Origin of the sequence: Dinghuibacter silviterrae (assembly GCF_004366355.1) — a bacterium.
GTDB lineage: Bacteria > Bacteroidota > Bacteroidia > Chitinophagales > Chitinophagaceae > Dinghuibacter > Dinghuibacter silviterrae.
The window spans coordinates 426,258-438,378 of the sequence record NZ_SODV01000001.1; the positions used below are offsets into that span (position 1 = coordinate 426,258).

The window sequence follows — 12,121 nt, forward strand, 5'->3', positions numbered from 1 at the left end:
GTTTGTTATGTAAACGCCCGACTGGGCGTGAAATTGTAAATTGCCCCCCTATGGCCCCCCTTGTAGACACACACACCCACATATACGGCAAGCAATTCGCCTCCGACCGCCCCGAAGTCATCGCCCGTGCCCAAGCCGAAGGCGTCGAAAAATTCTATCTCCCCGGCATCGACAGCACCGTCATCGACGACATGCTCGCCCTCGAAGCCCAATACCCCGGCATCTGTATCCCCATGATGGGCCTTCACCCCACCTCCGTCGACGCCGGTTATCAGGCCGAGCTCGACATCATCGAAACCTGGCTCAACCGCCGCCCCTTCCCCGCCATCGGCGAGATCGGCCTCGACTTCTACTGGGACCGCACCCACGAAGCCCAACAATACGAAGCCTTCCGCGCCCAGATAGAGCTCGCCCTTGTTTATAAACTACCCATCGTCATCCACACCCGCAACGCCATGCCCGAAACCATCCGCGTCGTCCGCGAATACACCCCCCGCGGCCTCCGCGGCATCTTCCACTGCTTCGGCGACACCTACGAATCCGCTTGCGCCATCATCGACGCCGGCTTCGCCCTCGGCATCGGCGGCGTCCTCACCTATAAAAATTCCACCCTCCCCGCCGTCCTCCAACGCATCCCCCTCGAACACATCGTCCTCGAAACCGACGCCCCCTACCTCACCCCCGTCCCCTTCCGCGGCAAACGCAACGAGCCCGCCTACCTCCGCTACGTCGTTGACCACCTCGCCACTATCAAAGGCGTCCCCGCCGCCACCATCGCCTCCGTAACCACCGCCAACGCCCAAAAAATATTCACGCCATAACCCCAAATACCCTATTTTTGCACCCTTCCAAGGAGAGGTGCAAGAGTGGTTGAATTGGCACGCCTGGAAAGTGTGTATAGGAGAAATCCTATCGAGGGTTCGAATCCCTCCCTCTCCGCCAAACACGCAAGACGATTCCCGCAGCGTACCGCTGCGGGTTTTTCATTTGTAGCAGACGGGGCGAACTTGTTCGTCCCGGGTGCGGAAAATGAAAAACCGCGGGTGAGCGAAGCGAACCTGCGGAATCGGCGGGGGGTTTAGGCTACCCCCACCAGGGGATCAGCGCAGCCGCGCTCCGCGCGGCGGAGGTAATCCCTCCCCCTCTTCACAATGTCAGTTATCCAGCTACGGTTTCCCGTAAAAGCATCCGGTATTCGTCAGGTACTTTTGCTTCAATAGACAATTTCTTAACCTAAAACCTGTAAAATGAAAAAGGCCATCAAATGGCTCCTAATTATAATGGGTAGCCTTCTGGTTATCGGCTTTATTTCTTCCATTGGAAGTGATAAAAGTAAAACCTATACTCCAGCCTTGGATAAAGGGCCAAGTACAGCCAAGGATCTGATAATTCTGCAAAGCAATGCCAAGACTGAGTCATTGAATGGTGAAACACATATTACAATTGATGCAGTCGTCCAGAATAATAGCTCACAATTAATGGACTATGTTCAGGTTAGCGCTTCATTTTATGATAAGAATGGAAAAGTCGTAGGAACTGGTATGGGAAATACGACTAATTTGGCAGCAGGAGCAAAAAGAACAATTGAGGTTATTGGAATAAATATAGATAGCGCTGCAAGATATGAATTGGAAATAACCGACCATCCATAACTAATAAAATGATCTTGCAATTGTGAACTTTGGCACTATTGCGGCCTATAAAACCTCTGATAAAACCTCTTCTTATCATCCTTATAGGAACTCACCGCCCCCACCCAACTCATCATCTTGATATAGCACCATGCCAGGTCCACCTGGTGCGGCTTATACCCACTCCGCGCACTCCGTGGGAAAAGGTGGTGGTTGTTATGCCATTCGCCGGCCACATAGCCAGGCCATAACTGATTAATGGAGTTATCCTGGAGGTGATAATCGGTTCCTTTTCGTTTTTTGTCTTTCCCTTTGCCATGTCCCTCGTAGTTAAAAGTCCTGACGCCGATGGCCCAGAAGCCCGCCGCGCCGAATATACAACACGCCAACGCATTTCCGCCAAGAAGGAAAAACACCAGGTACCAGAAAGACCAGTTCAACAGCCAGGAAAGTATCGCGCGATAGGGATTGGTATAAGAACCCCATTTTAAATACCCGGCATAGCTGTTCCCCTTTCCCCCTGCCGGTTTCATCAGGGAGCAGATCCGCCTGTAATCGCATTCGCTCAACTGTTTGGAGATCGGCTGGTGATTGACGTCTGCCAGGAAACAATAAAGAAATCCGCACTGGGCGTTGTAGGGATCGCCGGGTTGGTCGGATTTGGCGTGATGGACATGGTGGGAGATCACGTAGAGTTCTTCCGAGACCACGCTGATCGTCAGGTTTTGGGTGACAAACCTCCAAAAGCGGTTTCTGAAGGTGTACGCTCTATGGGTACAATACCGGTGATACCAGATCGTGCCATGGGTCCCCATGATGATCATACTATAAACAAACGCTACCCCCAGCAAGGGAAGACTCATATATCGAAACAGGAAAAGAAAGAAAAAGGGGGCCAGGCAGGCAACCTTTAACCAACTGACGAAGGGTAACCAGTTTGTCTTACACCGGAATACGTTCAAACGAGAGAAAAACTCCCTGAATATCTGGCTGGACGTGGGTTTTACGACATCGTCGTGACTGTCTTTCCAACCATAGGCAGGCGCCTGAAGAACATAATCTAGGAATGCCATCTTGTGTGAGTGAATGATAAAAAACGCAACTTTCAGGCATTGATCCAGGATAGGAAATGGGCCCCACAATGGAGCAATCAACCCAAATATAAGAAGATTGCCGCTTTCTACCTATCTTAATAACCGCAAGATGACCCCCCGTTGCTGCCTCCTCCCCCTGATCCTCGCAATAGCAAGCAATTGCTATGCGCAACCCTGTTCCATAACTCCCCAGGGGACCATCAGCGGAAGCTCCGTTTGCAGTGGGGTCTCCCCCACCCTCACCTTTACGTCGGCAGCCGGCACTGGCCCCTTCACCCTCACCTATACCGACGGCGTTAACACCTTTACACAGTCCAATGTCAACACCGGCGTCCCCTTTGTCGTCCCGCAGACACCAGCCATCAACACGACCTACACACTCATCTCCATAAAGGATGCCAACGGTTGTGCTGCCGCGCCGACCTCAGCCCAGACGCAGGTGGTTGTCCAAAACTGCACATCGACGCTTTGCAGCGGTTCGCTTGGTGACCCTGTCGTCAACGTTACTTTTGGCCACGGCGCCAACCCGGGCCCCGATCTGCCTACGGCCGTGCCGGGCGCATCCACAACGCTCCAGTACGTTGCCGTCAGCGGCAATCCCGCGACCCCTACCCCGGTCGACGGCCAGTATACCCTTACGAATAATGTGCCCGTCAATTCGGCATGGTTTTCCGGTGCACCGGACCATACGCCCAACGATCCAAACGGCTACATGGCCTTTTACAACGGCAATGCACAACCCGGGGAGTTCTATAAACAGACGGTAAACAACCTCTGCGGCGGTACCACCTATCAGTTTGCCGCCTGGATCGCCAATGTGCTAAACCCCGCGGTGCTTGTGGGCGTGCAACCCGACATCACCTTCCTCATCGAACAACCCGATGGTACGCTGCTCGGCTCTTTTGATACGGGACCCATCGGGCAAAACAGCGTAATGACCTGGGTACAATACGGTTTTTACTTCACGACCGCCCCGGGCACATCCGGTGTTGTCCTTAAAATGATCAACAATAGTCCCGGCGGGAACAACAATCCAGGCAACGACCTGGCCATCGATGATATTACATTCCAGCCTTGCGGCCCCTTAAATACAGCTTCATTCTCTTCTTCGGCGGCTATCGATACGACCACCGTATGCCCAGGCGCGCCGCTTAACCTATATGGCGCCGTTTCATCGGGCTATGTGGATCCGGCGTACATCTGGCAATACAGCCTCGACAATGGAATGTCATGGACGGATATTCCGAACTCCAACAGCACGCAGCTCCAGGTGACAAACACGGACACAAATACTCAGTATAGGATGCAGGCTGCGGAAAGCAGTAACATTAATTCCTCAAATTGCCGGGTCAGCTCCAATATCGTTACCGCCGGTCTATATATACCCATGGTCACTATTTCCCCCGACACCACGATCTGCCGTGGTACTCCGGCCACCCTGTATGCCGCCGGTGGCCTGACCTATAGCTGGTATCCCACCGCTAGTCTTACCAGTCCTGCATCGAAAACCACCAACGCCTCCCCGGGTGCGACGACTCGTTATTACCTGCAAACCATCGATCAAAATCATTGCGCGGAAAAAGACTCTGTCTTAGTTTCGATACGGCCTCAACCCACGTTCGAAAGCCCGGGCCTCACTACGGTCTGCAAAGGGGAACCGGATACCCTGGCGCCCGGGAGTAACCCCGGTTACCGGTATGCCTGGTCACCTCCCGATCACCTGAACAATCCCGAAGCGCCGTCACCGGTAGCCCTATTGGATTCATCGATGTCATATACCGTCCATATCAGCGACTCCTTATGTGCCGGCTACGACACCACCTTCGGCGTTTCTGTAACCATATTGCCGGACCCTGACGTTGTTGCTCAAAAGCACAACGATATTAATTGCGCGCAACCCACCGCACAATTAAATGCCACTGGTGCCGCCAACTATCTCTGGACACCTGCATCCGGGGTCGACAATCCTTCATCTCCAAGCCCAACAGCACTGATCGACACCACCACCACTTTCCTGGTCAAAGGGATAAGCCTGAATGGCTGCTATGCCTACGACAGCATTACGGTTTACGTCAGCGCCACCGGTAAAAACCTTTTTATACTGCCCAATGCCTTTACGCCAAACGGCGACGGCTACAACGACTGCTTCGGTGTCAAACGATGGGGAGACGTCCAATTGGAAGAGTTCATGATCTTCAACCGATGGGGGCAACGTGTCTTCTATACCCAAAACCCTTCCTTCTGCTGGGACGGGACGTACAATGGACAGCCCCAGGAACCCGGTGCCTATTGTTATATTATCCGTGCCCGGACCTTTTGCGGCCCGGTTACCCACAAGGGATGGGTGATGTTAATGAGATAACGCTATGACTTGCCCCGTCCGCACACCAAAGACACTTTTACAAAACCCAAGTTCCAACGCCTTCATCGTCGTCGGCATTTCCCCCGGGAAAAAAGGGAAATATTGTGGCGAATCCTCTATCACGGTCGGACTTACCGCGTTAATTCGAATCCCGTTCCCCAATTCTATAGCCGCTGCCCGGACAAAGGCCTCCACGGCGCCATTCGCCGCCGAAGCATTGGCGAAATGACGTTGTGGTTCATGCGTCAAAGCCCCCGTGATCAGGGTGAAAGAGCCGCCCGGATTTATATAGTGTTGCCCGATCAGCACCAGGTTGATTTGACCCATCAACTTACCATCCATCCCTTTTCTGAATTCGGCATCAGACATCTTTTTCCAGGGCCCGACGAAAGTTGGCCCCGCCGTACAAATCAACGCGTCAAAAGCGCCTGCCTGTTTGTACATATCTTCAATAGACGAAGGCGAGGTAATGTCGGTCGGAATATCACCACCCTTGCTGCTTACCTTTACTATTTCGTGCTCTTTTTCAAACACATTGACCAGGTACCGGCCCATCGTCCCGGATGCGCCTACAATAATTATCTTCATACAAACATTTTCTTACTAATATTCATCCCCGTCGCCGTCCCCATGGCCACCGCATTCGCTACCGTCCGCATCCGGGAAACATTATCACCACATGCATAAATGCCGCCCACAGTAGTCTCCTGAAAATCATCAACCATTACATAGCCCTCCGCCGTCAATGAACATCCCATAGCTTGGGCGATCGTACAGTGTTGTTCAAACCGGCTCCGTAAATACATCGCCTTGACCGGCTCTATCGTGTGATCGTTGAAAACAATGCCCTGGATCTGGCCCCCGGAATACTCCAGGCGGTTTATCTCCTTTTCGACTACACGGATGTAGTGACTTTGCAGCATGAATTGTTGGGAAGGCGTAAAGGTCGAACGACCATTGGTAAAAAGAGTCAGGTCGCTCGTCCAGTTCGAAATAAGCCTGGCCAGCTCAAATCCGTCATCTCCGTTGCCGAGTATGCCCGTCTTTTCTCCTCGAACCTCGAACCCATGACAGAATGGACAGTGAAGCACCGATATTCCCCAACACTCGGAAAGCCCTTCAAGGAGCGGTAACCGGTCGCGAATACCCGTTGCAAATACGAGCCGAAGACCGTAAAATGTTTGTCCCGATGCTGTCAGGATCTCAAAACCCCCATCCTTTTTAAAACCGCGCAAAGCGACATCATCGATAAAATCCACGGTGTTATACCGCCCAACCTGTTGCCGGCCGATGGCAGCCAGCTCCCGGGGCGTGCTTCCATCCCTGGTAAGGAAATTATGTGAATACGGCGTTTGCCTGTTACAAGGCAGCCCGCTGTCTATCACCAATACGGTCCGCAAAGCCCTACCCAAAGCCATAGCTGCGGCAAGCCCGGCATAGCTGCCCCCGACAATGATCACATCAAATTTCATTCATCAAAAGTACGCGGCCTGTAGGGCGCAGGGGTAGGACAAAACCCGAGTTCCGGTGGACTTATGCAAATTTCCGTCTGAAGGTTTCCGGGGAATAGCCCGTGTGCTTTTTGAAAAAACGGATAAAATAGGAAACATCCTCGTAACCCAGATGCCCTGCTACCTGGTTCACCTGGCTGGAGGTAGCCAAAAGGTATCGCCTGGCTTCCAAAATGATATGATCGATGATGACACCGGAACAAGTCTTGCCCAGCGTTGCTTTTGTTACCGCATTCAGTTGGTAAGGCGTAATATGCAATCGATCGGCATAATAGGCGACCGTCTTGTGTTCAACAACTTGCTGTGCAAGGAGCTCCTGAAAGGCTTCGAGCAGCTCCTGGTAATGTTCGCTGCCGCCGTCGGAAAAATCCTTTTGGCTCTTGCATTGCCGCAACAGCTCTATAAAGAAAATATCCAGACTCGATCGAATCACATCCAGGTATCTTTCCTGTTTTGACGTATACTCCTCGAAAATATTAGAAAGTGTGTCCAACAGTTTCTTCGATCGCGCCGCATCCAGCGGGCAAAAATTCCTGCCGCTGACACTTCTCAGCACCTGTCTGGCAGCCTTTTCCATAGGCGCATAAAAATCGCCCGTAAATTCCATAAGAAACCCGCTACATCCATTTTTTAGGACCAACTTATGTACCTGTCCGGGACGCATAAAGTAAATGGAATAGTCACCGACCGGGTAAGACACAAAGTCTATACTGTGCTCACCGTGACCCCTTTCCAACGCTAATACAAAATAATAGCTATGCCGGTGAAGCTCTTGGATCATATCCTTCCCTGAAAGCAAAGCCCCGATATCCCGTATATTGAAACTCCCCGTAAAATCCGGCTCCTTTAGGACCCTGACTTGAATGGACGCCATGGCTGCTAAAATAAGAAATAGAACGCGCATAGCCGTGAGCTATAGGCAGTCCCACCATTAAAGTCAATCTTTGCACAAACCTAAGCTACCATGAAAAAAAACACCAGTACCGTCATGGCTATGCTATTCGTCGTAGCCTTCCTCACGTACCGTTGCAACAACAACACCATGACAGGTCAGGACCAGGGCGGCGCCTTCCAAAACCACCGCGACTCCATCCCGACCAAACAGCAATACCCTTACCCGCTTTTTGTGCTCAGCCATGACTATCCAACGACCGCCACACCTTTGGTCAATCCGCCCTGGCACCAGGCACTACAGGGACAACCCATTTCCAGCTCCAATTTCATAGCGTACATGGACTCGTTGAAGAGTTACGTCGCCCCCAACGTCATGCCTTTTTTCACCGATAATCCAAACTGGACATCGGCCAGGTATGGCTGGTTCAACGAACCATGGCTGGGTTCGCAAAGGGAAGCCATCCTGGGAACCTACCTGGGGAACGGGAACCCGGCGAACATGTTCAAGTCACTAAAAGTCGACGAGTCCGGTTACGTACTGGTCCTCTACGATTCCCTGGCGGCCTATACAGTCGGGCAGATCTGGGGGAAGACCGGGCAAAAAGTAAACTTACTGAACAACGCTACCCAATTCCCGGAAGGCAGCGTCATCGTCAAACTCGCCTTTTCAAACATCAATTATCCCGAATGGCCGGTGATGGAAGGCGCGCAAACCTTAAATGTATACGACACCATCCCCACCGTGGGGAATCCGGCCCCCGGCTACCAGATGCGGAAAGTGAGCTTTTTTCAAATGGACGTCATCGTCAAAGACAGTTCGACGGCTCCAAAGACCGGGTGGGTGTATTCTACTTTTGTATACGACAAAGACACGACCGGCTCATTTTGGGACAAAATGGTACCGCTGGGTGCCATGTGGGGGAATGATCCGGGTGTAAACAGTCCAACCCAACCCCCTTATCCGCCCCTTTATGAGACCGTCATCTATACCGGGGCGCCGGAGTACAGCAAGGAAACCCTGGGCTGGGGTGGCCGTCTCAGCGGTCCGAACGACGGGGCCGTTGCCCAGGAGGCTGTGGACATCACAACGGGGCAGGTGTACCAAAACCTGGCGTTGTCGTCCTGTATGAGCTGTCACAGTCCCGCACAGGATACATTTACATCCTTCCTGTTGCCGGGCCCTTTCCCCACGTCGGATACACTGTTTGTCTATACGCCCGGCAGTCCCAACTGGAACCTGTGGTTCAGGGACAACTGGGGAAACGTTCCCTTTAACGAAGGACAGGTGGCCATGGACTATGACATGGTGATGGCCTTCAAGTCGGTACCCGCCTGGGAAGCCGCCCAGTCTTCCGGGCAAAACAGTTTGCTAAAGGCCAACCTGGAAGCGGTCAACCGGTTTAGAAGACATAAAACACAAAGCAGGTTCTGGCATTAATGCAAGCAACATTTGTTAACAAATTCCAGCGGCTCCCGTAGCCGCCCTTTACCCCTATCCGTAGCATTCCTACTATTTGGCCTCCGCGGCTTCCTAAAGCGCCTCAAGCGCTGTACTTTGGGTCAAATCCAAACCCATGAAGGCTTATCCTTTGGTGCTATCCCTGTTGCTGCCCTATACGCTCCGTGCCCAAAGTCCCGTAACCGCGATCTTTACACACGCGATCAATGCGGGGACGGCCACCAGTTATACAGGCAGGGGCGCTTCGGGCAATTCGCCCAGTGGCTTTACGGGCGACTTCTATACGTATCACTTCGGCACCAACGTTGCTACCACTAATAACAACGACGTCCTGGACTCCTTTACCGTAGCCGGGAGTCACTATAAATATTTGACGGCTCCCTTGTCGGTCGTATTCCGGAGGGTAAACAATGCCAATGTTACTGGTCTAAGGAAATCCCTGTGGTTTTACGCTAACGGCGCCGCCGCGATCAATAACGGCGGCACCTTCGCCCTGTACCCGGACTATGATGACAGTTTGGAGCGCGTTTTCACGGAAAGGTTTTTTGACGTCGGCATCGACAATGTCTTTCAAAACGCCAACACGACCAACAACAACAATATCGAACGGATGGACGTGATCTTCCCCGGGGGCGTTAGCGCCACCGATGTCACTAAGGCCGGATTTGTTGTTTTTGACCGGGGCTCCGATCCAACCCACGATCCGTTCTGGATAGCGGCCATCAAGACCCTTGACGGGAGCGGGAATCCCTCCGCGTACTACAATGCCGTCAAGGGCGAATCCTTCGAATACGGAGTCGATGTCGGGAGCAGCATCAACTATGTCATCCTAAGAAGGAACTATGTCCCCACGGCCGACGGCCATTTGTTGATGATGGACAATACGACTGCCCAAAACCGGGATGGCGTCTTCTTCACGTTTTCAAACCTGGGCGTACCGGCAAACACGCTGATCTATGGATATTCGTTGATGGATACGACCGTAGTCGCATCCCCCGCCACCAATATTGTTGATTACACCAACGGCACTAACTTCCCTACCACCACGGACCTCCCCTTGGGAGGCCTCGACCCGGTAGCCGTCACGGGTTTATGGGTCACCAGTCCGACCTATATCATCCTCCCCGAACGGATTGAAACCTTTGACGCCCGCGCATCGAACAGCGACGTGACCCTGAACTGGAACCTGGGCATCACGGATGACGTTGGGGAACTGGTGGTGGAACGAAGCGCCGACGGCAAGGCTTATGTTGCCCTGTCCAGTATTTCGTCACCCGACGCCGGGCCCCAGGTTTGGGTCGACAAGCACCCACTCACGGGCTCCAATTATTATCGCTTGCTACTGCTCGACAAAAACGGAGGCTCGATGGCCTACAGTTCCGTCAGCACCGTAGACCTCCCGGTAACACCCGGCATAAAAATCTATCCCAACCCCGTGGAGAACAGACAATTCACGCTTTCGTCCTCCGGCCTTGCCGACGGCGCTTATTTTTTGCGGCTGTTCGACGGCAACGGCCGTCCGGTCTTTACCCAAACCCTAAACGAGGCGCCGGGCACCGGAAAGACCATCAACCTGCCCAGGATCCTGGCCGCGGGTATGTACTACCTCCAGGTTCTGGACAGCAAAAACAACAAAATCCTGGTAAAGCCCCTTCTAATCGATTAACGACCAAAAGGGCGCCACAGGCGCCCTGCCCGAAGGGCCATCATTGGCGGTGTTGCGGCAGCGAACGCATAGTCGTGGGAACGTCATATATTCGTATTATGACTCCCTGCACACCTGCCTTGCTAAAAACCTTTGACGCGCTCAAGGAAGTTCCGGAAGACCAACTCCAGTGGCTCATCGATCAAAGCTACTGCCGTATGGTCCCTGACGGAGAGCTCCTGGCCGAGCCCGGGAAAGCCATCGCAGGGACCCACTTCGTCATCACCGGCATGCTCCGCGTATATATGCCCATCGGGGGCGTCAAACGGGAGATCGGATCATTTGCCCCAGGTGATATCTCCGGCTATTTGCCCTTCTCCAGGGCAAAAATGGCGAGCGGTTATGCCGTCACCGTCGGGGAGAGCCAGCTCATGACCTTCCCCGTTGACAAGATCCAGGAAATGATCCGGACCCAGTTCGAGCTCACCCAGGCATTGGTGCATGTCATGACCAACCGGGTCCGAAGCTTCACCGCGCTCCAACAGCAGAACGAGAAAATGCTGGCGCTGGGCAAGCTGTCCGCGGGTCTTGCCCATGAACTCAACAACCCCGCTTCCGCCATCGTGAGGGATTCCGACTCCCTCCTCAAACACCTCAAGCTCCAACCCGAAGACTTTAAACGGGTTATCTCGATCCAGATGAGCGGACAGCAGGTCGATGCCGTTTGCGACGACCTGTTTCGCATCCTGGACCGGCCCGAACAACCCGAGCTTGGTTTGCGGGAGCGGACTAAAAAAGAAGGCGAGATGGAGGACATGCTCGACGAACTAGGCATCAGCGGTCCGGGTGAGCTCGTGGAAAACCTGGTCGGTTTTGCCTTTGAACCAGAAGACGTCCGCGACCTGAGCAACCACATACCCAAAACCTTTTTATCCGCTGTCTTCGGCTGGATCAACAACCTGTTGGTAACCGAGCGGATGGTCGAAGACATCAGCGAGTCCTCAAAACGCATCGCCGACCTTGTTGCCTCCGTAAAGACCTATACCCACATGGACCAGGCGCAGGACAAGCAATACGCCGACATCCATATCGGTATCTGGAATACGGTCAAGATGCTGGGGTATAAATTCAAAAAGGGCAACATCACCCTGGTCAAGGAGTTCGACAAAACCCTCCCGCCCGTCAAGGCGATGATCGGCGAGCTCAACCAGGTGTGGACAAACCTGATCGACAATGCCCTCGACGCCATGGAACCCAACGGCAAAGGCACTCTCACGATCCGTACCGAAAGAGACCGGGAATTTGTACAGGTCAGTATCATCGACGACGGCCCCGGCATACCGGAAGAAATCCGGTCAAGGATATTCGACCCCTTCTTTACCACCAAGGAGCTGGGTAAAGGCACGGGCATGGGTCTGGAGACGGTACAACGCATCGTCAACCAGCACAGGGGTTCCATAAAAGTACAATTGGCACAGGGGCACACCGCCTTTATCGTGTGTTTCCCCATTAACGGATGATCCTT

At 53.2% G+C, this 12,121-nt stretch carries 10 protein-coding genes and 1 tRNA gene; 7 read left to right on the plus strand and 4 right to left on the minus strand.

Translation table 11 applies throughout. The features are described 5' to 3' along the window. Nucleotides 1-50 precede the first annotated feature (50 nt). The 3 genes from EDB95_RS01830 to EDB95_RS01840 all read left to right on the plus strand — a co-directional run bounded on the left by EDB95_RS01830 (nucleotide 51) and on the right by EDB95_RS01840 (nucleotide 1,652). Nucleotides 51-821: a TatD family hydrolase gene (locus EDB95_RS01830; protein WP_133989996.1), complete on the plus strand. Its 771-nt coding sequence runs from the start codon at nucleotides 51-53 to the stop codon at nucleotides 819-821. Between the two features lie 31 nt (nucleotides 822-852). Then, a tRNA-Ser gene (locus EDB95_RS01835) sits at nucleotides 853-942 on the plus strand. 305 nt (nucleotides 943-1,247) lie between these two features. Next, nucleotides 1,248-1,652: an FxLYD domain-containing protein gene (locus tag EDB95_RS01840; RefSeq protein ID WP_133989998.1), complete on the plus strand. Its 405-nt coding sequence runs from the start codon at nucleotides 1,248-1,250 to the stop codon at nucleotides 1,650-1,652. Nucleotides 1,653-1,687: 35 nt separating this feature from the next. On the opposite strand, the gene EDB95_RS01845 is transcribed toward EDB95_RS01840, so the two are convergent. Further along, nucleotides 1,688-2,704: a fatty acid desaturase gene (locus EDB95_RS01845; protein ID WP_133990000.1), complete on the minus strand. Its 1,017-nt coding sequence runs from the start codon at nucleotides 2,702-2,704 to the stop codon at nucleotides 1,688-1,690. Nucleotides 2,705-2,834: 130 nt separating this feature from the next. Here EDB95_RS01845 and EDB95_RS01850 point away from each other — a divergent pair, with 130 nt between their 5' ends. Beyond that, nucleotides 2,835-5,087, plus strand: a complete 2,253-nt coding sequence (locus EDB95_RS01850) for a gliding motility-associated C-terminal domain-containing protein (RefSeq protein WP_133990002.1) — start codon at nucleotides 2,835-2,837, stop codon at nucleotides 5,085-5,087. Here EDB95_RS01850 and EDB95_RS01855 read toward each other — a convergent pair. From EDB95_RS01855 to EDB95_RS01865, 3 genes are all read right to left on the minus strand, one after another. Beyond that, the gene (locus EDB95_RS01855) at nucleotides 5,076-5,675 is read right to left on the minus strand and encodes a short chain dehydrogenase (RefSeq protein ID WP_133990003.1); all 600 of its coding nucleotides are present in this window, start codon (nucleotides 5,673-5,675) and stop codon (nucleotides 5,076-5,078) included. The genes EDB95_RS01850 and EDB95_RS01855 overlap by 12 nt on opposite strands. Further along, nucleotides 5,672-6,559 carry an NAD(P)/FAD-dependent oxidoreductase gene (locus EDB95_RS01860; RefSeq protein ID WP_133990005.1) on the minus strand — a complete coding sequence of 296 codons (888 nt, stop codon included), beginning with the start codon at nucleotides 6,557-6,559 and terminating at the stop codon, nucleotides 5,672-5,674. Before EDB95_RS01860 ends, EDB95_RS01855 begins: the two co-directional genes overlap by 4 nt. A gap of 61 nt (nucleotides 6,560-6,620) precedes the next feature. Continuing rightward, nucleotides 6,621-7,502, minus strand: coding sequence for an AraC family transcriptional regulator (locus tag EDB95_RS01865; RefSeq protein ID WP_317128950.1), 882 nt, complete (start codon nucleotides 7,500-7,502; stop codon nucleotides 6,621-6,623). 60 nt (nucleotides 7,503-7,562) lie between these two features. Here EDB95_RS01865 and EDB95_RS01870 point away from each other — a divergent pair, with 60 nt between their 5' ends. From EDB95_RS01870 to EDB95_RS01880, 3 genes are all read left to right on the plus strand, one after another. Continuing rightward, nucleotides 7,563-8,930, plus strand: coding sequence for a hypothetical protein (locus tag EDB95_RS01870; RefSeq protein ID WP_133990009.1), 1,368 nt, complete (start codon nucleotides 7,563-7,565; stop codon nucleotides 8,928-8,930). 136 nt (nucleotides 8,931-9,066) lie between these two features. Next, on the plus strand, nucleotides 9,067-10,617 hold the full coding sequence (locus EDB95_RS01875) for a T9SS type A sorting domain-containing protein (RefSeq protein ID WP_133990011.1): 1,551 nt from the start codon (nucleotides 9,067-9,069) through the stop codon (nucleotides 10,615-10,617). 98 nt (nucleotides 10,618-10,715) lie between these two features. Further along, entirely contained in the window at nucleotides 10,716-12,116 is a 1,401-nt protein-coding gene (locus tag EDB95_RS01880) for an ATP-binding protein (RefSeq protein WP_133990013.1), read from the plus strand. Nucleotides 12,117-12,121: the final 5 nt, after the last annotated feature.